Source organism: Chryseobacterium electrogenes, from assembly GCF_053553015.1.
The window spans coordinates 2,731,867-2,752,877 of record NZ_JBNPPB010000002.1 but is presented as its reverse complement, the minus strand read 5'-3'; the positions used below and the strand labels follow the sequence as shown (position 1 = coordinate 2,752,877).

Here is a 21,011-nt window from a genome sequence, read left to right as displayed (position 1 = left end):
ATTATTTTCTTTTAGATACGATGTAACGGTTAGACACTTTGTTTTTCTTTCTAGTTTTGTAACCTTTAGCTGGCATACCGTTTCTAGATCTTGGGTGACCTCCTGAAGAACGTCCTTCACCACCACCCATTGGGTGATCTACAGGGTTCATTACAACTGGTCTTGTTCTTGGTCTTCTACCTAACCATCTGCTTCTACCAGCCTTACCTGATACAGTTAACTGATGATCTGAGTTAGATACTGATCCAATCATTGCATAACACTCAGTAAGGATCATTCTTGATTCTCCTGAAGGCAACTTGATGATTGCATACTTACCATCTCTTGATGTTAATTGTGCAGAAGATCCAGCAGATCTAGCAAGAATTGCACCTTGACCTGGTTTCATTTCGATACAAGAAATTACAGTACCTAATGGGATACTTTTTAATTTCATTGCGTTACCTACATTAGGTTCTACGCTTTCACCAGAAATAATTTTCTGATCAACTTTGATCCCGTTAGGAGCGATGATATATCTCTTCTCTCCATCTGCATACTCCACCAAAGCGATGAAAGCAGTTCTGTTTGGATCATACTCTACAGTTTTTACCGTTGCTTCAACATCATGCTTATTTCTTTTGAAGTCGATAATTCTGTATTTCTTTTTGTGTCCACCTCCGGTGTAACGCATGGTCATTTTACCAGTTTGGTTACGTCCACCTGACTTTTTAATACCAACAGTTAGAGATTTCTCTGGCTTGTTAGTAGTAATTTCTTCAAAATTGTTAACAATTCTGAATCTCTGTCCTGGGGTGATAGGTTTTAATTTTCTAACAGACATTACTATTATTTATAATTAATAATTAATTCGTTGCAAAAATATCGATTACCTCTCCAGCAGCTAAAGTAATAACTGCCTTCTTTAATTTGTTGGTTTTACCAACTTGTAATCCTTTTTTAGTGTATTTAGAAGAAACTTTAGGCGCATAAATCATGGTTCTAACGTCTGCTACTTTTACACCGTAAGCTGCTTCTACTGCACCTTTGATTTGGATTTTATTCGCTTTAGTGTTAACTAAAAAAGAATAAGCTCCTCTAAGGTCTGTAAGATAGTTAGCTTTTTCTGAGATGATTGGTTTAATAATAACTGACATGATCTATTTCTTTAAGTTGTCCTGAAATTTTTCTACTGCACCTTCTAAGAAGATAATCTCACCAGCGTTAACGATGTCATAAGAACTAATTTCGTTATAGTTCATTACTTTCGTCTTAGGCAAGTTTCTTGAAGATAAATATACATTCTTGTTAGCTTCAGGAAGAATGAACAATGACTTTCTACCGTTAAGTTCTAAAGCAGACAACAAGTTGATGAATTCTTTAGTCTTAGGTGCGTCAAATGACAAATTCTCTAAAACTTTAATGCTGTTATCTCTCATTTTCTGAGATAAAACAGATTTTTTCGCTAATCTCTTAAGCGCTTTGTTCAATTTGAAACGGTAATCTCTTGGTTTAGGACCAAAAACTCTACCCCCACCTTTGAAAGTTGGCGACTTAATATCACCATATCTCGCAGATCCAGAACCTTTTTGCTTCTTAAGTTTTCTAGTAGAAGCAGTAATTTCGCTTCTTTCTTTTGATTTATGAGTACCTTGACGCTGAGCAGCAAGATATTGTTTCACTTCTAAGTAAACCGCGTGCTGATTAGGCTCAATTCCGAATACTGTTTCGTCGAACGCTACTTTTCTTCCGGTTTCTTTTCCTGATGTATTTAATACTACTAGTTCCATTTTCTGATAATTACATAAGAATTTTTTGCTCCCGGAACAGCACCTTTTACTACTAAAAGATTTTGCTCTTGGTCTACTTTTAACACTTGAAGGTTTTGTACAGTTACCTGCTTACCTCCCATTCTGCCTGCCATTCTCATCCCTTTGAATACTCTTGAAGGGTCAGATCCAGCACCGATAGAACCTGGAGCCCTAAGTCTGTTGTGCTGACCATGAGTCGCTTGCATTACACCTCCAAAGTTGTGTCTTTTAACAACACCTTGGAAACCTTTACCTTTAGAAGTACCTGTTACATCAACATACTCCCCTTCGTTGAACAACTCAACATTTACTTCTTCTCCTATTTTTGCATCAGCGAAACCATCATGGAATTCTACTAATTTAGCTTTAGGAGTTGAACCAGCCTTTTTAAAATGACCAGCTAACGCTTTACCAACGTTCTTCTCACTCTTGTCATCGAAACCTAATTGAACAGCTGAATAACCGTCAACTTCTAAGGTTCTGACCTGTAAAATCGCACATGGACCTGCTTTGATAACTGTACAAGGCAAGTTTTTGCCGTTCTCGTCAAACAAAGATGTCATACCGATTTTTTTACCAATAATACCTGACATTATTTATATATATTATTATATTAATTCTCAACACTTTAGAGGTTTTTGTAATTTTCTATGTTTGAAATAGGCATACTCCTTCCCTAAAATGAGTGTGCAAATGTATGAATTATTTTTTATTTAGCAAATATTTTTTGTGAAATTGTTTGATTTTTTGTGAGTTATGAAAAAAGCTTCCAGAATTTCTGAAAGCTTTTTTGGAGAATCCTAAATTTATCTACGATGATAAATATATTGCATAGTCTTATCTATTGGAATTGTATTAAGATTTTTGACCCTATCTAGAAACATTTTTTTTAATCTAGCTTGCTCTTCTGCATTTTCAATTCTAAATGTATTAAAAACATTTCCGCTATAAGCCTCATCATATTCTATTTGGAAATATTGTTTCTTGGTGACTTCTCTAGCTCCAGTGTAAGGGATGGCAATTGTATTATTTTCTTTCTTAATAGATAATAAGCTAAACTTATAAAAACCTCGATCATCTTCAACACTAACAATTAAACCTGGTAATCCAGAAAACATATAAGGTCCAAAATGAAATGGATAAGCTTCTGAGAAACAAGCTCTCCATCTTCTTTCAAAAGCAGTAATATCCGCATTTCTGCAAATTACATTAACTACTTTAGAGGTTTCTGGTAGAACAATCCAATTTTTAAGAATATCTTCTTGATAAAAAACACTTTCATTTTGAAGACTAGTTATCTTTTGAGTTTTATTATTTGTAATCTTAATATCTTTAATAAAAGAACCAACTCCTATAATTTCCAAACTATTAATAGAGTCTCTCTTATAGTTTTTATATTCTTGAAAAAAGCTTTCATTATTATCATTCATCAATAATACTAATTGCTCTTCTTGAAAACTATCCGACAAAGAATCTGTCTTAAAAGATAGTTTGTATATCGCTTTATAGTTATAATGATTTTGCGAATAATATCTGGAGAAAAAAAAGAAAAGGAGAAATACAAGGAAAATATTTTGTTTCATAATTTTGTTTGTACAGATGCCTATTGATTATTTGCTTTAACTGACTTTACTAAGTTAGCTAATTTTCACAAAACTAAAAATTATAATATCTGTACATAACTGTTGAAATTTAATAAAATCAAAGCTCCCAGAAATTATGGAAGCTTAAGTTTTTTTGAAATCTAAAAAAATATTTTTGATCATAGATGTATTGCTACTCTAACTCGATAGGATTATAAGGAATTGATTTCAATTTAACATTCATCGCATTGCCTTCCGCATCGTAAGCTTTTCCCATAAAAAAACCTGGATTATCATAATAGGATTTTTGCACTGTTCTAAGCTTATCTCGTGTTACATTAAAGATTTTAGCATCATTATTCAAATAAATATCTAAAGCTTTTTTATCTAATGCAATTGCTGTAAAATGATAATTATCTTTAGTATCTTCTATTTCTAAAATAAGTCCAGGCAAACCATTAAACAAATACGGTCCGTTATTAATCGGTAAATCATTAGCATACCAAGCTACATATTTTCTTCCTCGGAAAACAGTGCTTGCCTTATGACAAGTGTACCCTAATATTACTTTGATATCCTGTTCTAATTTCCAATTAAAAACGGGCTGTTCTTCTTTATATTGATAAGTATCTCTAACTCTATCTTGTATCGTTAGTGTATTTTGATTTAGATCTCGTAATAAAATAGGTTTCCAATTAGCAAGAAAAGGACTTAACTGATTCATTTCTTTAGCACCAATAACATTCAAATGATTAAAACTAGTCCTAACAGAATCATATTTGATATTATTTAATTCACCAAATCTTGAATACTTCTCCCCCAATTGTAACAAGCAAATAACATCTTTTTTCTTCCTTTCTTTTTTTGGATCTGAATAAAAGGAAAGCTGATAATATACATTTTGGACACTTTTATCAAAAACCTCTAAAGTAGATGATTCGTTAGGAAATGAAAAATTACCTGAAACAGTTTGAGACTTCATCACAATACAAAAACCTATGGTTAAAAAGAATAATAAATATTTCATTACTTAAAAATTAAAATAATAACAAACATAATATATTTACACATCAATCTCTCAACGTTGACTTGATAATTTATAAGGAGTCTGCTAATTCACTAACACTTTACTATCTTCGTGAAAAATTACTTTGGTAAAGACTGAACTAACTTACGACAAAGAAAACTAAAACAGCTTTATGAAATTATTAAAATTCCTTTCTCTTCTATTAATAATATTTTCTTGTTCTAAAAATAAAAATCATCACGACATAGGCTTTTACTTTTGGAGAAGTCAATTGCAATTGAATCCTGAAGAACAACAATTGCTTTCTGCGTCTAAAAGTCCGTTTCTCTACACAAGGTTTTTTGATATTGTTAAACAAAATGATGCCTTTATCGCAACAGCGGTTTTGAAGATTAATCCCGACTTTAAATCAGACAAAAAGATTGTTCCTGTTATTTTTATCACCAACGAAACTTGGCTAAATATCACAGAACCTCAAATCGAATTCTTGGCGAACAAAATATCCAATCAACTTCTCGAAACAGAAAAACAAAACCCCATCCAACTCGCCAACGAAATCCAAATTGATAGCGACTGGACAATTACTACCAAAGACGATTACTTCAAGTTTTTATCAGCGTTAAAAAAAGCGTCAGGAAAAGAGATTACCTGCACCTTGAGATTACATCAAGTTAAAGACAAAAAATCAACCGGCATCCCGTCTGTTGACAAATTATATCTGATGTGTTATGCCACATCATCTCCATTAGAAAACACAGATGTTAATTCGATTTTAGATGTTAAACTTCTTAAGTCTTATCTTAAAAACATCAACGATTATCCCAAAAAATTAGATATTGCACTTCCCATCTATTCTTGGGGAATTGTAAGTAATCATCTCGGCAAAAAGAAATTGATTAACGCCGTAAGCATTGTAGAATTAGAAAATAATCCTAACTTTAAAAGGCTTAATCGTACGACATTTGAGGTATTGAAAGATGATTTCTATTTTGGAATTTATTTGTCTAAAGGTTTTACGGTAAAAGTGGAAGAAATAGATCCGTTGAGCCTTAAAGAATCTTTGGATTTTATAGCCGGAAAACTCGATTATCCTTATCAAATTATTTATTATCATCTGGACAGCCGTTTTACTAAAAATTACACTGACTTATTGATCACTAAATAGTCTTAACATAACTAATCCTGCGTGAGGGCGAAGCGCATTGTCGAAGCTCGTAAAAATAAGCGTTGGCGCAAAGCCAATTGGGCTTTTTACAGCGACTGCGCGCAGACCGACCCGACATGAAGGAAAAGACGCGCGAGCGAAGCGAGCGCATCTTTTCCTGAAATGAGGGACACGCCAAAAAAAATATAAATGCAATGAAAAAATTAATCATTAGCGCTTTCTTCTTAATAGGATTAGCGCAACCGTCTAAAGCTTGCGCGTGGTCTGATCCTGACTATGAGTATTTTAATATTTTCACACAAGAGTTGATTAACAATCCTTATTATCAACCTTTTTTGCTCACTTACAGCAACACTTTTTACGGTTATGATTATGAAGGAAAAAACAGCATCAAAATTTTAGACGAAAACATAGAAAACTGGGAAAGTTATTTTAAGAACACCTTGTCTTATGATGAGACTTTAGCATTGGTTAATGTCATTCAGTTGAAACATTTTCAGAATCTGGCAAAGGGACAATTATCGCATCAGTTATTTCAAAAATTAGGGAAAGATTTTTATGGTCAATACAAAGAAGGTTTGGATTATTTAGCCAAAGCCAAAGAGCTAGAACCCTATATGAGAACCAAGTTTTCTGCAAGTCCTGATAACTACTATTGGACTGAAAAGACAAAAGAAAAAAACGCCACCGATCTCAATTATACAACAACTATTCAAAGTTTGGTAAAAGGTTACTCCGATGCCAAAAGCAATGACATAAAGATGCGTTACGCCTATCAATTAGTTAGGCTTAATCATTATACTGGGAATTATAAAACAGCGATTAAGGCTTTTACGACTTATGTAGAACCTTTGGATACCAAGAATCACATGTATTATTATGCGCTAGATCAGAAAGCTGGTGCGCAACGTGGACTCAAACAATATGACGATGCTAACTGGAATTTTTTTCAGGTTTTTAAGAATACAAAAAATAAGAAAGTAAGCGCCTACAACTCTATGTTTTTCACTAAAGATAAAGACTTCGAAAAGATCCTTGCGAAAGCAAAATCACCCGAAGATAAAAACATGGCATATTTCTTACTCGCTTACAACGGCTACAGCAATCCAACGTCTATCATGCAAAAAATGCTCGCCAACAAAGCAGATTCTGACATTCTAAAAGTCCTCACCGCGCGCGGTATTAATGAGCTAGAAAGAAGTTACCTGGTCACCAATCCTTATTGTTTTGATAATCATTGTGAGAAATATCGGGATAAAAAACTGCCTTTCTATTACCAAAGCAGCTTTGACGATCGTTCTCAGAATTTCATTAAAGAATTTGAAGCCGTTATCAACACTGCCAAACAGCAAAATCCTAATGATGCATTTTGGCAATTGGCTGATGCTTACATCAATTTCTTAAACGGAAAATATAAAGAAAGCGAATCTATATTAAACCAAATCAAAACGCAGGACAAAAATTATCTTGCTCAGATTGAAAAGTTTAAAATGCTAAATGACATCGTATCTCAACCAAAAATCACAGCAGAATTTGAGGAGAAGCTCATGTCAAAATATGGAACTGTTTTTAATCATCATCGTGAGAAATATAATTGGGAAGATCAGTTTTCTACCAATGATTTCATCCTAGATATTTTAGCCAATCGTTATTTTCTGGAAAAGCAAAATGCTAAATCTTTCTTGATGAACAACAGCATTTCTGATCTGCAATACAACCCGAATTCTGGATTGGTAAAAGATGTTGAAAATTTTTATAAAAAACCCAACAAAACTGCTTTCGAAAAGTTCTTAATGACCAAAATGGAAACCGTAACGGATCCAGAAAGTTTCTTTAATATAATCTATGGCGACAGAGCGATGCGTCTGGCAAATTTTTCTGAAGCTAAAGCTTACTACGAAAAAGCAAAAAACTTCCGAGGAATACCACGCATGGATGGTACTTGGGATGAGAAATCGGGTAAATATGTAGAAAAACCTTTAACCTTTGGGAAAGGCGTTTATGATGGTTACAAAAATATTTCGAGTTTAGTTTTCGGTCATAATATCTGGGAAAGTTATCAAAGTAAGCCTGATGAATCTATGAAATCTGAAAATTTTAAATTTGATTTTATAAAACCCTTGATGACCAAGTTAGAGTTGGCAGACGCGATGATTCAGTTAGAAAAAATAGGTAAATCTAGCGATGACAGAGCGAGACAAGCTAATCAAATCATCGGGAACTTGCTTTACAACACATCCGTCTTAGGTTATTATAGAGAAGTGTTTGTGATGGATGTTAATAATGAAAACAGTCAGAAGTTTCAGTTTACAGATCCAAGCAGCTCACCGTTTTACTTCTATTATAAGAATTTTACCAACTCAAGTTTTGTAGAACCTGATAATTTTGACTTGTCTATTAATTTTTATAAAAAAGCACTTCAATTATCAAAAAACAAAGAGGATCAAGCCAAGATTTTATTCCAAATGGCAAGTGCCGAACAAGGGAAATATTATCAATGGGAAAACTCTAAATCTAATTTCCTCAGCTGGAATGATCCTAATTATGATACAAAAGCTAAAGCTCAAGAGGCTTTATTTACCAAAACTAAGAATCAAAATTATAGAACTTACTTCGCCGATTTAAAGAAAAATTACTCCCAAACCAAAACCTACAAAGATCTACAAGGTAGCTGTCTGTATTTTGGATATTATTCTACTAAATAATTTCTTTAATTTAAATATAAAAAAAGGAGGCAAAATTAAATTTACCTCCTTTTTATTGGTTTTAAGAACTATTATTTTTTCTCAAACTTAACGTTAGAAACAGTCGCATTATCTTCGAAAGAGATGATGTACACACCTTTCGCTAATTGGCTAACTTTAACTTCACCATTGTTGATATTACCTGTTGATACCAATTGTCCTGTTACATTATAAATCTTATAAGATGTCTTAGCAGAAACATTAGTTACATTAAGAATGTCAGTCGCTGGGTTAGGATAAACCTGAACTTTAGGCTTAGTAATGTCACTAACAGCTAACTTTTCACCAATAGTAACTTTATTAACCGCATAGAAGATATTACCGATTGATGATACTCTAACAATTACAGTCTTGTTAGCTGTAGAAGCAGGGAATGTTACAGATGCTGCTCCATTATTAGGCGTTGTCTCAGCAAGCGTTGTCCACGTAGCGCCGTTATCTGCTGTAAAGTCAATTTTAACATTAGGTGAATTGAACGGTGCTGCATTAGTACCAGCAACCACCCAAGTTACATTAACAGGTACTTCTGGATTACCGGCAGCAGTTTTTACAGTAAAAGAATCTCCTGTACTATTAACAATTACTCTTTGTGTTGCAAAAGCAGTCTGAGAATCTGCACCTTTATTATCTCTAACAGTCACTCTAAAATTAGTTGTTCTGCCAACTGAATATGTTGCCTCCCACTGATTATTATTTCTTACTGCTCCTGATAAAACTGTTGCAAGCTTAGGAAAATATCTGGTTGGATCACTTGTAGGCATTAGTGATCTAAAGCTCGCTCCATTAGTTGCAGATGTACCAATATTAATACGTGTAGAATATGAATTAGTAACTGATGAGTCTACCTGCTCCCATGTATACGTCAATGCATCGCCTTCTGGATCACTAGCAATAGCAGTTAGTACAAATGGGGTAGATTTTGGAATTGTATAATTAACATTATTCATTGGAGTAATAACCGGAGGATTGTTAGCTATACTAGTAACCGTACTAACCGCTTTATTTTTTAAGTTATTTTGTACCTGATTAATACTCACGGTATGAAAATAGGCATCAGAATTATTTTGTACATTAGTATTATTACCACCATCTACAACGCCTGCATAGGCCATAATCGTAGATCCTGATCCTGGCTCTACATTCACACCACGTCCTTCATTTCGGCTAAAGGTATGATTAGCGCCTAATTGATGACCAAACTCATGAGCTACAAAATCTATGTCAAATTTATCTCCTTTTGGGATGTTATTAGAAGGAGAAGTAAAGGCACTTCCTTTATAATTAGATGGTGTTGTATAAGCAAAATCACAACTGCTTTGACTGGCTGGAACTTCGTATGTACTTGTATCATTACTACCAATACAGCCTATACAGCCTGCATTACCGCCTCCTCCTGAAGCTCCAAATAAATGCCCTATATCAAAATCAGCATTAGTTACGCCATATTGACCACCATTCAAGGTGTTCATTAGTTCTAAATTCCAATTACACATCTTATCAGAAGTACTGTAAGGATCCGTAGCTGCATCAGTAAAAATAAGACCTGGCGCATTGACCATATTAAGATGAAGGTTAAACTCTTTCTCGAAAACACCATTAACTCTCGTCATTGTTGCATTCATTTGAGTTAATGCTCCTGTTACACCGCCAAAGTAATTAGTATACTCTCCGGTTGTAGATAAAGCTAACCTTAATGTATGAAATGTCTTATCATTAGATTTATTAGCCTCACCTTCACTAATAAGCTTTTTAAAATCTTTAACAGATTCTAGGCTCTCTTGTGTACTACAAAGAAAAGCAGCGCCTTCTTTACCTTGCTTCCCTTTAATAGAATAATACTCTTTATCAGCAGTTGCAGCTTCTATAAATTCATACTTCCCCTCGCCAGTAATCATAGACTGAAAATCATTAGGAGCAACACTGAATCTAATCTGCTTTGTTGGATTATCAATCCCAACTCCTACATAAGATCCTAGCTGATATTGTGCTGCCAAAGCCTCATCCATTACAGGGAAACTATTAACTGCAAATCTCTCGATCTTACCTTCTCCATTAGGAATATTAATGGTAATTGTCCCTCCATCAGATGCTTTTTTAGCAGCTTTTAACTGCAGTCGAATATGATTAATATCTAGTTTATAATAAACCGAATTATCACTTTTTCTTTCTATACCACCTTTGGGAGTAGCTTTCGTCCACTGTGCACTTACCATCGGTACGGCCATGGAAAATAATAAACAAGTTAAGGTCTTTTTCATAAAATATTTTTTTACCGGCTAAAGTTAAACAATTACAACAATAACATCACATAAAAAACATACAATATCATTATTCTACACGTGTTTTATTAATAATACACCAACAATAATTATAAAATTGAGATTATTACACAAATCTATTAATACGGAAATTTCACAACCTTATCAATTTCTATTGGATTATTATTATCTCTGATTCTTTTTTGAGACAGTTCCGTTAATTCTTTAAACTGTTCTGCACTTTTTATTTCTATACTCATGACAAAGAGTTTATTATCTGGATTTGTATTATTCTTAAAGCGTTCTTTAAATTCTCTTAAAGGATTAGCATAATTATCAAGATAAATTTTCTTTAATTTTTCCTCTGATATTTTAATAGGCTTATGTCCAGAAAAGCCTTCTAGTATGGATTGAGTATTATAAGTTTTAGCCAATTTATAGCTTTTAACCAAAGTAAAATCAAACTGATTCTTATCATCAGAAATTTGAAAAATCATCCCTGGTAATCCTCGGAATTTATAAGGTCCTTCGCTTAAGTCAATATCTTTTGTAAACCAAGCCGTCCAATGTCTACCGCCAAACTGCGTAGTCACTTTCTGAAGATGATAACCTCCCAATTGCTTTGTTTCTTCACTAAGCTTCCAAGTCATCTGATCTGTTGTTTCTAGCACAAACAGGTTATCAAGAAGCACATATGACAAATTAACATCAGTATTACGTTTTCTAATAATAGCAGGTGTATAATCATCCCAATAATGGCTATTTTGTTTTTTGGTAATGTTAGTAGAGTCAATCTCAATATATTGATAATTGTAAAATTTGACATCTTCAGGATTAACATCAAGTGCCATATTTTCTTTTGTAAATTCTTGCAGGGTAGAATCAGATTTAAACTGAAACTCATAAATAAATCGATGTGTCTGAGAAAAGACCAAGGATAACGGAAGTATCAATAAGAGTATTTGAAATATTTTTTTCATAAATCTATTTTGTCATTTAATAACAAAAATACAACTATTAATTGGTCAATCATTTAATAAGAAATTATTTAAAAATCTACACTAAACATATGATTTTACCCAAAGCATCATCCAAAAATAATAACTAAAAGGAGTTTAAAAAGAATATAAGTATTCATTTAATTTCATTTTCTTGTCTTATCATAACTAGTAAAAATCACAAAACCAGTAGAAATGCATTACCAGCTAAAGCTTCACTGTCTAAAACTGTCAAATATCATTACTTTTATTATGTATTAAAACCATAATTTTGTACTTTTGCTATTTAGAATAAATAAAAAATAGAACGGATTAACGCTAGCTTATACCATCAATCATAATAAAGATAACTATGAAAAAAATATTTCTTTCTTCATTGCTTCTATTGGGAATGCTTTTCCATGCACAAAAGAACACATTGCTCAATCCAGAATTTTGGAAATCTAAACCCGATGTACAAAAAGTAAAGGATGAAGTAAGCAAAGGCAATGACCTTTTTGAGTTTAACTCCAGTACGTTTGACCCTACTGCCTTAGCTATCAACAACAAGGCCAATCCGGAAGTTATCAAATATCTTATCGACCAAGCCGAACCTGTAGATAAGCTAACACACGATGGCAGAACTTATCTGCACTGGGCAACTATGGGTGGCAACAAAGAAATCGTGAGTTATCTCCTGAAAAAAGGATATAATCCCAATAAACTTGATACCAAAGGTCTTACGCCGCTTAGTTTTGGTGCATTTTTCGGAATGGCAGATGCTGATATCTACAATCTGTTCTTTCAAAATGGTGTAGACCCAAAAGCCAAATACAGAGATGGCGCCAACATTCTGTTACTCTCTATTGGTAATGACAAAGACGGTTCTCTTGAAAAACTTTTCACATCCAAAGGTCTGAGCTTAGATTCTAAAGATGACAAAGGCAGAACGGCATTTGACTACGCTGCCAGTTTCGGAAATCTTGACATTCTGAAATCTTTACGTTCCAAAAACATCAAAGCAACAGATTACGCATTGATTAATGCTGCGCAAGGCACAAGAACCAATACCAACAAGCTGGATATTTTTCAATATCTCTTGGACGATGTTAAACTAACTACCAAAGCAACCAATACTGATGGTGCGACAGCTTTACAAATCGTTGCGAGAAAGCCGAACCAGAAGGAAATCATCGATTACCTTATCAAAAAAGGAATAGACCCTAACCAAAAAGATACAGATGGAAACAACGCTCTGATAGTAGCAGCTGGCGGAAAAGACATCAACAATATCAAAGCGATTTTACCTTTGATAAAAGATATCAACGCTGTGAATGCAAAAGGCGAATCTGCCCTGACGGAAGCTGTAAAAACCGGTAGTGTAGAAACCATCACACTATTATTGGACAACAAAGCCAACATCAATGTAAAAGATGCCAAAGGTTATGACCTAGCTTACCACCTTATCCAATCTTACAGCCCTGGAAGAGGTAATGCAAAAGATGAATTGACAGACAAACTGAATCTTCTGAAATCAAAAGGAATAGATGTTGCAAAAGCTCAATTTGATGGCAACACATTACTGCACTTTGCCATTGCTAAAAACAATATTGAACTTCTTAAAAAACTAGAGCCTTATCATATCGACGTCAATGCGAAGAATAACGAGAGTATGACCATTCTTCACAAAGCGGCGCTTATCGCAAAGGACGATTCAATTTTGAAATATCTCATAAGCCTTGGTGCCAAAAAGGATATCAAAACAGAGTTTGATGAGACGGCTTACGACCTAGCCTCAGAAAACGAATTCCTAAAAAAGAATAATATCTCCATCGAATTTTTAAAATAAAACAATAAAATGACTTCATTATTAAGATTTCAAATCACCGCAATCTTGACTTTCTTCGCCGTAATTTTTTCGTCGGCGCAAGTTTCAAAATATAAATGTATGCTCCAGATGAAAAGCTACACAGGCGAAGGTGCCTACGTAGTTGTCTCTCTAATTGACCCAAAAGGAGCTTATGAAAAAACACTTTATGTAATGGGACCAGACAAAAAATGGTACGACACATTGAAGGAGTGGCACAAATTCCAATCTAAAAAACCAACAAAACTGAACGCCATCACAGGAGCGTCTGTTGCAGGCGGCGATAGAAGTATTACTACATTTTCTATAGAGGACAAATATTTTAACAAAGGTTACAAAATACGCTTCGAGACGGCTGTAGAAGACCAAAAATACAACGTTCAGGATCTCGAAATAGCACTTTCCACAGACGGAATTGCTGAGAAAAACGAAGGCAAAGGTTACATTAAATATGTAAAACTGATTAAACAGTAATCTTAAGAATGACATCATCTGTTTGGAGACTGGCACATCTTGCATTGGCCGTCATCACGTTCCTATTTTTAATTATAGCCTCATTTACAGGGGCTGTTTTGGCTTATGACGCCGCTCAAGAAAACCTACAACCATACCGGGTAGATGATATCAATTCCGTCACGCTGGCAGAGGCCATTCCTCAGCTCAAAAAACATTATCCGGAAATCACCGAAGTTACTGTAGATCACAATCAATTTGTGTTGCTGGAAGGTTCTGACAAAGATGGCAATGCCGTAAAAGCCTATGTAGATCCTAAAACAGGAAAAATATTGGGCAAACCAGCAGAGAAAAGTGACTTTATCAATTGGAATCTCTCCTTGCACCGTTCTCTTTTCCTGAAAGAAACTGGCCGATTTATCATTGGGATTGTTTCTTTCTTATTGATGCTGATTACAGTATCAGGGTTGGTATTGGTCATCAAAAGACAAAAAAGTTTCAAGAATTTCTTTGGGAAAATCAACAAAGATTCTTTCAATCAATATTACCATGTGGTCTCTGGTCGATTGTTATTAATTCCGATTTTAATCATATCTGCAACAGCCACTTACCTATTCTTGGTTCGTTTTGATATTATTAAAAAAGAAGAACCAAAAAGTATTGCCAAAAAAAATCAAGCAGAAACACCGGAACTAGCTTTGCAGGATTTTCCTTTGTTTAAATCTACCAAGCTGAAAGATGTGCAGAAAATAGAATTTCCCTTTATTGAAGATGAGCCAGATGAGTTTTTTGTTGTCAAATTAAAGGATAAAGAACTTACAGTCAATCAGATTAATGGAAGCATCGAAAAAGAATCACAACTATCTGCTGCTGCGATATACGAAAATGTAAGTCTTAATCTCCACACGGGAAGAACCAATTGGATTTGGGCCGTTGTTTTGGGTTTATCGTCCGTCAATATTCTATTATTTATTTGGTCCGGATTTGCGATTACACTTAGACGAAGCCGATCAAAAATCAAAAATAAATATAAAGCAGAAGATGCCGAAATCATTTTGTTGGTAGGTTCCGAAAACGGCACAACATTGAATTTTGCTTCCAATGTACATCAACAATTATTATCGACGGGGCAAAAAACATTTTTGGCAGAACTGAATCATTATAAAGAGTTTCCAAAAGCAAAAAATTTGCTGATTTTCGCTTCTACCTATGGACTTGGAGATCCGCCAACTAATGCAACGCAATTCTTAAAACGACTAGAATCTACTCCTCAGAAACAAGATATTTCTTACTCTGTGATTGGCTTTGGGTCGCATGCTTATGAAGAATTTTGTGCCTATGCAAAAACGATAGACAGTAGTTTGTCCACAAAAATCTGGGCAAAACAACTGATTCCGCTTCACACCATAAATGACCGTTCTACGCACGAATTTGCAGAATGGGCAAGAGCCTGGAGCGGCGAAAGTCTGTTGCCAATAGCATCAGCACCATCGTTGTATGCACCAAAAACACCGTCATTGTCCCACTTCGAAGTGATAAATAAATCTGAAGTTGTGGAGGAAGTAACAACTTTTACCTTGAATCTAAAACCGACTTCTAAACAAAAATTCAAGTCTGGTGATTTGCTTGCCATCTATCCGGAAGGTAATCATAAAGAGCGCTTCTACTCCGTTGGAAAGGTGGAAAACAGTTTGCAATTGGTTGTCAAATTATTTGAAAACGGATTGGGTTCCAGCTATCTCTACAATTTAAAAAAAGGCGATAAGATAAAGGCCAGGCTAATTAAAAATTCAGATTTTCATATTCCAAATAAGGCAAAACAGATTATTTTGATTGCTAACGGAACTGGAATTGCACCATTTTTGGGCATGATAGATGAGAATGTTAAAAAGAAAGATATTCGCTTGTATTGTGGTTTCAGAAAAAATAGTGAGTTAAGTAAGAGTTACGGTTCATTCTTAAGCGCACAGCAACAGAAAGGTCAGCTAGAAGCGTTTCAGTTTGCCTATTCGCGGGAAGAGAATTCTCAATATGTGATGCATCTTATTGAGAAAGAAGCTCCTATTTTTTCCGAAATGTTAGAAAAAGGCGGCATTATTATGATTTGTGGCGCGCTGAAAATGCAACAAGATGTAGAACATCTCTTGGACAGTATTTGCAAAAGCAAAGGTTCATCATTAGATTTTTACAAAAATAATGGCCAGCTTTTAACGGATTGTTACTAAACTTTTTAGCCAAAAATTCACTCAAATTTCTAATTTTACGATTATGAAAACTTTGGTTCGATCTATTTTTATTTTGTTGATGTTAATTTCTGTCACAAGCAATGCTCAGGTAGAAAGAATACGACATCTTAGCTTAATGGGAAGCCATTTTGACATTACGGTGGTTGACAAAGATTCGCTCTCTGCAGAAAAATCAATTAACAAAGCCATCGCAGAAATTACCCGAATCGAAAATTTGATCTCAGAATGGCAACCTCAAACCCAGATTTCGGAAGTCAATCGCAATGCCGGAATCCAGCCTGTAAAGGTGGACAGAGAAGTCATTGAACTTACCAAAACAGGGCTTTATTTTTCAAAAATTACCGATGGTGCATTTGACATCAGCATTGTGGCAATGGACAAAATATGGCAGTTTGATGGCAGTATGGATACGTTGCCAAACCCAGCCGATATTAAAAATTCTGTGCGAAATGTTGGATATCAAAACATCATTATCGATAGTGTGAACTCTACTTTGTTTTTGAAAAATAAAGGCATGAAAATCGGTTTTGGCTCTATTGGTAAAGGTTACGCCGCAGACCGCGCGAGAACACTCCTGAAAAAAGATGGCGTTTTGGGTGGAATCATCAATGCGTCTGGCGATATTTCCACCTGGGGCACACAAGCCAATGGCAAAGCTTGGGCAATAGGCGTCAACAATCCTTTCCGACCTGGCAAAATGGCCGCTGTGATTGCCAAAAAAGAAGATATGTCTATGACAACCTCTGGAAGCTATGAAAAATATGCAGAGATTGCAGGAAAACGCTATTCACATATCATCAACCCAAAAACAGGAATGCCGTCTACTGGATTGACCAGCGTAACTGTCATCGGGCCAGATGCCACAACCGCTAATGGTTTCAGCACAAGCGTGATGGTTTTAGGAGAGAAAGAAGGCTTAGAACTGATGAAGCGCTTCCCGCAATACCATTATCTTTTAATTACCGATAAGGGCAAAATCATTAAGAAATTAAAGTAAAAAAAGAGAGATTACACAGTGTATAATCTCTCTTTTTGTATTAAAAAACAATCTATTTAGAATTTGTAGTTGATCTGAGCTGCAAAATTTCTAGGTTGAATCTGATCAATATATCCACCTCTGAAGTAAGAACTATATCCCACTGCATCAAAGATATTATTGAAAAATACTCTCAATCCAAATCCGTTTTTGAACTGATAGCCTACTTGCGCTTCTACAGTTGTATATTCTGGCATCAGGAAAGGTTTTGTACCATGTTTTACAGAATTGGCATGCCCAGAAATGATAGTTTTTTGTGTATATTCATCAACTGGTCTTTTTCCCACATAATAAATACCCGCTCCAATATCTAAACCTTGCAGGATCCCTTCATTGAATTTGTAATTTAGCCATCCGTTAGCAGTATGTTTAGGTGCATTCATAGGTGCGGATCCTTCTACATATGCAGGACTATCTTTGTATTGTGCATCAAGATATGCCCAACCAGCCATAACTTGAAGGTTAGTCAAAACACGTCCTATTAATTCTACTTCAATTCCTTTTCTTCTAAGATTTCCTGCAAGACCATACAATCCAGTTGCGTTACCCTGATCATTAAGAACGCTGTAAGACAAATTATCTGTTTTGATATCAAACAACGTTACATTGAAACGAAGTTTTTCGTTGAGCCAATCCGACTTGATACCAGCTTCCCATTGAGCGGTTTTGGATGCGCCTACTGTTCCGCCATCAAAAAGAGGATTGTTAGCAGACCTCAAGGATGTTGTAGTTGTGTAGGATCCGAATATATTCATATTTTGAATAGGAGAGATCATCAAACCTAGAGATGGATTCCAAGCTTCTGTATCTGTGTCTAATTTCACAGCATTCAGTTTGCTATATCGCAATCCAAGGTGAGCTTTGATATATTTGCTAAATGTAATAACATCTTGCGCCATCAACCCAAAGGTTGGTGTTAATACATTTGCAGGATTATTGGGAGACAATGTAAAATTATTTCTATCAATACTTGTCGGCAAGGCATTGTTAATATCGTTAAGAACATTAATTTGATCTACTTTTTGTGCCACATAAGCTGTTGTGGTTACATCAGATTCTTTCCAGTCAAATCCGACTTGAAAAGTATGTTTCATAAATCCAGTTTTCACATCTGCGCCAATAAAATCGAATTGAAATACTCTGTTAAGATCTTGTCTTTCGGATTTTGTGAGAGTTCTGTTTCTAATTTCCCAACCTAGATTATTGGGTTTTGCCAGAGCAGCACCAATAATTTCAGAATTATAAGATGATTGCATAAAAGCTGCTCTGATTTTAAAATTATCAGTCAATTTTCTTGTAGCAGTAGTAGAAAAATTAAAAGTTTCTGTTTTGGCATTATCAGAAGAAAAACCTGTAAATTTTCCTTTTGGCATTCTATACAATGCTTCTGTATCACCGTTTGCAAGATTTACAGTACCACGGTCTGGTGTTGTATCATTATGCATGTAATCCATCTCGACAACAATTTCTGTTTTGTCATCTGGACGGAAAGCTACCGAAGGATTTACATATATTCTATTTGTGTTTACAAATTTTCTAAAACTATTACTATCCTGATAAGCGGCATTAAAACGGATAGCAACTCTTCCCTTGCTATCTAAAACCCTTTGAAAGTCCAAAGTTGGTCTGTAAAAATCCCAGCTTCCATATCTGAAACCGACATTGGTCTGATTGATGAATTTAGGTACTTTTGTCACAACATTAATCACACCTCCTGCTGCGCCAAGTCCATCCCCAATTCCTTGTGTAACGGCTGCGGAACCTTTAATAACCTGTATACTCTCAATACCCTGCATATCAGTAATCATTGCTCCAGTTCGGAAATCAGAATCCATCATCACTCCATTTTTAAGAACAGGAATACCACGGTAACCTCGGATAGACATACTCTCTCTAGTCCCACCATAGCTACCAAATTGTGTAACGCCAGGAATATTTTTAGCAACATCTGTTATGGTAAGACCTCCCAACTGTTCAATCACTTTGTGAGAAACAACCGATATGCTTTGGATCTGGTCTCTTGGCTTAAGAGGTAACCTTGTAATAACTTCTAACCCCTCTGGCTTCTTGTTTCGCTCGCCAAATAATTCGACTTCATCTATTTGTGTTTCTTTTTGAATTGTGTCACTTACTTGCTGTGCATTAAAACTAGCACCCAAAACAAGAAATGAAATAGCTATTGTCTTTTTCATTGTTTTTATATTTTCTCAAAAATAAGCTTTATTTAGAATCAATAAAAATAATTAAATTAACTTCTGACATAAATCATAAAAAAACATAAATTAACACACTAACGAACAACTATCATTTTAACATAAAAATTATCTACAAATTGAATTTAATAAACAGTTTTATTCTTATAAAGGTAAAAATATACATAAATAATAAATATCAACTCATTATCAAAACTTTGTAATTACTTAATAAAATATTTCAAATTAATAAATTAAAATAAAAAGAGAGAGATTACACGGTGTATAATCTCTCTTTTTTATCAATTATTAAAATTAAAGCTTTTAGAACGCTCCGATAAACTGAGCACCTGCTGCATTTTTTAGTTTTGCACCTTTGGTAACAGTTCCTGTATTTTTATTAATGATATAGATATTACCATCTTTCCCAATTGCAGAAACTGGCAAGTAGATGTTGTCACCATGTACCAAAATACCTTGGTACTGGAAGAAATACATATCTACATCATATGGTAAACCTTCTACTCTATTTGCAGTACGTGCATTAAGATCAACTCTTGCTACAAAACTCTGCTTACTGTTAGTTAAAGTTGAAACAGTAGCATTCTGGTGTGTGTACATGATATAAGCAATACCATTACCAACATATCTCCAGTTTTCTACAGCTACACCTTGAAGTCCTAAAGCTTTGTCTAGATTAAGATCATAAGAATTATCATACTCATTATTCTGATTAATTTTAAGAATATGTCCGCCTTTAGAATCTCTAGAAGTCGCTTGATAAACATTACCATCATCAGAAAGGAAGCTGTTAAGACTTCTATATCCTGCAGTATCACCAAAACCTAATGTAGAAGTAATCACTTTAGGATTCTTAAGAGATGGATAATCCAAAACAACTGTCTTAGAACCAATTCTTGTATAAGCAGAATTATCTACCTCACCCGTTGCAGGATTCATCTTTCTCATCCAAGTACCAATATAAAGCTTGTCTCCAGCTCTGTTAAGCGTAGGAGAATCCATTCTCCAGATATGATGTCCTAATACTTCTTCTTCTGGAGATAAAGGAATAACTTGAGCAACGTTAGTTTTAATTTTGGGATTTTGAAGATCAATTGCTACGGTAGTAGCTGTACCTCTCGTATATTGGTAAACAGAACCTTCATTTTGTTTAAAAGCCGCAACATTATTTGCAACTCCTGTTTGATCCTTATCGTACAATTTCCCCCATCTTGGTGAGTTGGTCGCATATTGTGCAATGTTTACTGTTCCGCCATCTTGCGAATAATTGGCACCACCATTTATTTTGTATCTGTTAAAAAGACCACCATTATCACCTGTGTAAGGAATATTATACAAGATATTACCATCGGTAGAAGCATATACACGTGCTGTTCTTTGAGAAGGCAAAACATAGCCATTTTCAAAAATAGAAAATTCTTTATTTGGATTTTTTGCATCTTCTTCTGAGATAGAATATACTACCATACCACCATTTCCGTCACCAGCAGTTGTCCCTTGTTTGGTACCAGCTAATGTCACCCATCTACCATTGGCACTTTCAGTTGGTGTTTCAAAATTTTCAGAACTATCACTACAACTAGCTATCGCTCCACAAAAAGCCAGTGCCGCTACTAATCTTGATACTTTTCTAAATTCATTTTTCATAACTT

At 34.7% G+C, this 21,011-nt stretch carries 16 protein-coding genes; 6 read left to right on the top strand and 10 right to left on the bottom strand.

From position 1 onward, the window contains the following. Position 1: 1 nt before the first annotated feature. The 6 genes from rplB to ACQQ6V_RS12590 form a co-directional block, all read right to left on the bottom strand. The gene (gene rplB / locus ACQQ6V_RS12615) at positions 2-823 is read right to left on the bottom strand and encodes a 50S ribosomal protein L2 (protein ID WP_448845867.1); all 822 of its coding nucleotides are present in this window, start codon (positions 821-823) and stop codon (positions 2-4) included. A 22-nt stretch (positions 824-845) separates the two neighbouring features. Next, complete coding sequence (rplW, locus tag ACQQ6V_RS12610; RefSeq protein ID WP_448845866.1) at positions 846-1,136, bottom strand: 50S ribosomal protein L23; 291 nt, start codon at positions 1,134-1,136, stop codon at positions 846-848. Positions 1,137-1,139: 3 nt separating this feature from the next. Further along, complete coding sequence (gene rplD / locus ACQQ6V_RS12605) at positions 1,140-1,769, bottom strand: 50S ribosomal protein L4 (RefSeq protein WP_448845865.1); 630 nt, start codon at positions 1,767-1,769, stop codon at positions 1,140-1,142. Further along, on the bottom strand, positions 1,760-2,383 hold the full coding sequence (gene rplC / locus ACQQ6V_RS12600; RefSeq protein ID WP_448845864.1) for a 50S ribosomal protein L3: 624 nt from the start codon (positions 2,381-2,383) through the stop codon (positions 1,760-1,762). Before rplC ends, rplD begins: the two co-directional genes overlap by 10 nt. Positions 2,384-2,596: 213 nt before the next feature. Further along, positions 2,597-3,373 (bottom strand): GLPGLI family protein, encoded by a 777-nt coding sequence (locus tag ACQQ6V_RS12595; RefSeq protein WP_448845863.1) that lies wholly within the window; start codon positions 3,371-3,373, stop codon positions 2,597-2,599. Between the two features lie 193 nt (positions 3,374-3,566). Continuing rightward, the gene (locus ACQQ6V_RS12590; protein WP_448845862.1) at positions 3,567-4,400 is read right to left on the bottom strand and encodes a GLPGLI family protein; all 834 of its coding nucleotides are present in this window, start codon (positions 4,398-4,400) and stop codon (positions 3,567-3,569) included. A gap of 172 nt (positions 4,401-4,572) precedes the next feature. On the opposite strand from ACQQ6V_RS12590, the gene ACQQ6V_RS12585 reads away from it, so the two are divergent. Together ACQQ6V_RS12585 and ACQQ6V_RS12580 are read left to right on the top strand one after the other, a co-directional pair. After that, positions 4,573-5,565, top strand: a complete 993-nt coding sequence (locus ACQQ6V_RS12585) for a hypothetical protein (RefSeq protein WP_448845861.1) — start codon at positions 4,573-4,575, stop codon at positions 5,563-5,565. A 194-nt stretch (positions 5,566-5,759) separates the two neighbouring features. Next, positions 5,760-8,270 carry a hypothetical protein gene (locus tag ACQQ6V_RS12580; RefSeq protein WP_448845860.1) on the top strand — a complete coding sequence of 837 codons (2,511 nt, stop codon included), beginning with the start codon at positions 5,760-5,762 and terminating at the stop codon, positions 8,268-8,270. 71 nt (positions 8,271-8,341) lie between these two features. Here ACQQ6V_RS12580 and ACQQ6V_RS12575 read toward each other — a convergent pair whose 3' ends face one another. Beyond that, complete coding sequence (locus ACQQ6V_RS12575; RefSeq protein WP_448845859.1) at positions 8,342-10,567, bottom strand: zinc-dependent metalloprotease; 2,226 nt, start codon at positions 10,565-10,567, stop codon at positions 8,342-8,344. A 140-nt stretch (positions 10,568-10,707) separates the two neighbouring features. Then, positions 10,708-11,547, bottom strand: coding sequence for a GLPGLI family protein (locus ACQQ6V_RS12570; protein ID WP_448845858.1), 840 nt, complete (start codon positions 11,545-11,547; stop codon positions 10,708-10,710). Between the two features lie 370 nt (positions 11,548-11,917). Between ACQQ6V_RS12570 and ACQQ6V_RS12565 the strand changes: the two genes are divergently transcribed. The 4 genes from ACQQ6V_RS12565 to ACQQ6V_RS12550 are packed head-to-tail and all read left to right on the top strand — an operon-like array spanning position 11,918 to position 17,107. Then, positions 11,918-13,393, top strand: coding sequence for an ankyrin repeat domain-containing protein (locus tag ACQQ6V_RS12565; RefSeq protein ID WP_448845857.1), 1,476 nt, complete (start codon positions 11,918-11,920; stop codon positions 13,391-13,393). Positions 13,394-13,402: 9 nt separating this feature from the next. Continuing rightward, the gene (locus ACQQ6V_RS12560) at positions 13,403-13,885 is read left to right on the top strand and encodes a DUF2271 domain-containing protein (protein ID WP_448845856.1); all 483 of its coding nucleotides are present in this window, start codon (positions 13,403-13,405) and stop codon (positions 13,883-13,885) included. 8 nt (positions 13,886-13,893) lie between these two features. Continuing rightward, positions 13,894-16,089, top strand: coding sequence for a PepSY domain-containing protein (locus ACQQ6V_RS12555; protein ID WP_448845855.1), 2,196 nt, complete (start codon positions 13,894-13,896; stop codon positions 16,087-16,089). Positions 16,090-16,132: 43 nt separating this feature from the next. Then, positions 16,133-17,107: an FAD:protein FMN transferase gene (locus tag ACQQ6V_RS12550; protein ID WP_448845854.1), complete on the top strand. Its 975-nt coding sequence runs from the start codon at positions 16,133-16,135 to the stop codon at positions 17,105-17,107. Between the two features lie 56 nt (positions 17,108-17,163). Here ACQQ6V_RS12550 and ACQQ6V_RS12545 read toward each other — a convergent pair whose 3' ends face one another. Continuing rightward, positions 17,164-19,338, bottom strand: a complete 2,175-nt coding sequence (locus tag ACQQ6V_RS12545; protein WP_448845853.1) for a TonB-dependent siderophore receptor — start codon at positions 19,336-19,338, stop codon at positions 17,164-17,166. Between the two features lie 324 nt (positions 19,339-19,662). Continuing rightward, entirely contained in the window at positions 19,663-21,006 is a 1,344-nt protein-coding gene (locus ACQQ6V_RS12540; RefSeq protein WP_448845852.1) for a DUF4374 domain-containing protein, read from the bottom strand. Positions 21,007-21,011 lie beyond the last annotated feature (5 nt).

Excerpts from the sequence above, each read along its gene's own strand:
- rplB (WP_448845867.1), bottom strand. The coding sequence starts at position 823 with ATGTCTGTTAGAAAATTAAAACCTATCACCCCAGGACAGAGATTCAGA.
- rplW (WP_448845866.1), bottom strand. The coding sequence starts at position 1,136 with ATGTCAGTTATTATTAAACCAATCATCTCAGAAAAAGCTAACTATCTT.
- rplD (WP_448845865.1), bottom strand. The coding sequence starts at position 1,769 with ATGGAACTAGTAGTATTAAATACATCAGGAAAAGAAACCGGAAGAAAA.
- rplC (WP_448845864.1), bottom strand. The coding sequence starts at position 2,383 with ATGTCAGGTATTATTGGTAAAAAAATCGGTATGACATCTTTGTTTGAC.
- ACQQ6V_RS12595 (WP_448845863.1), bottom strand. The coding sequence starts at position 3,373 with ATGAAACAAAATATTTTCCTTGTATTTCTCCTTTTCTTTTTTTTCTCC.
- ACQQ6V_RS12590 (WP_448845862.1), bottom strand. The coding sequence starts at position 4,400 with ATGAAATATTTATTATTCTTTTTAACCATAGGTTTTTGTATTGTGATG.
- ACQQ6V_RS12585 (WP_448845861.1), top strand. The coding sequence starts at position 4,573 with ATGAAATTATTAAAATTCCTTTCTCTTCTATTAATAATATTTTCTTGT.
- ACQQ6V_RS12580 (WP_448845860.1), top strand. The coding sequence starts at position 5,760 with ATGAAAAAATTAATCATTAGCGCTTTCTTCTTAATAGGATTAGCGCAA.
- ACQQ6V_RS12575 (WP_448845859.1), bottom strand. The coding sequence starts at position 10,567 with ATGAAAAAGACCTTAACTTGTTTATTATTTTCCATGGCCGTACCGATG.
- ACQQ6V_RS12570 (WP_448845858.1), bottom strand. The coding sequence starts at position 11,547 with ATGAAAAAAATATTTCAAATACTCTTATTGATACTTCCGTTATCCTTG.
- ACQQ6V_RS12565 (WP_448845857.1), top strand. The coding sequence starts at position 11,918 with ATGAAAAAAATATTTCTTTCTTCATTGCTTCTATTGGGAATGCTTTTC.
- ACQQ6V_RS12560 (WP_448845856.1), top strand. The coding sequence starts at position 13,403 with ATGACTTCATTATTAAGATTTCAAATCACCGCAATCTTGACTTTCTTC.
- ACQQ6V_RS12555 (WP_448845855.1), top strand. The coding sequence starts at position 13,894 with ATGACATCATCTGTTTGGAGACTGGCACATCTTGCATTGGCCGTCATC.
- ACQQ6V_RS12550 (WP_448845854.1), top strand. The coding sequence starts at position 16,133 with ATGAAAACTTTGGTTCGATCTATTTTTATTTTGTTGATGTTAATTTCT.
- ACQQ6V_RS12545 (WP_448845853.1), bottom strand. The coding sequence starts at position 19,338 with ATGAAAAAGACAATAGCTATTTCATTTCTTGTTTTGGGTGCTAGTTTT.
- ACQQ6V_RS12540 (WP_448845852.1), bottom strand. The coding sequence starts at position 21,006 with ATGAAAAATGAATTTAGAAAAGTATCAAGATTAGTAGCGGCACTGGCT.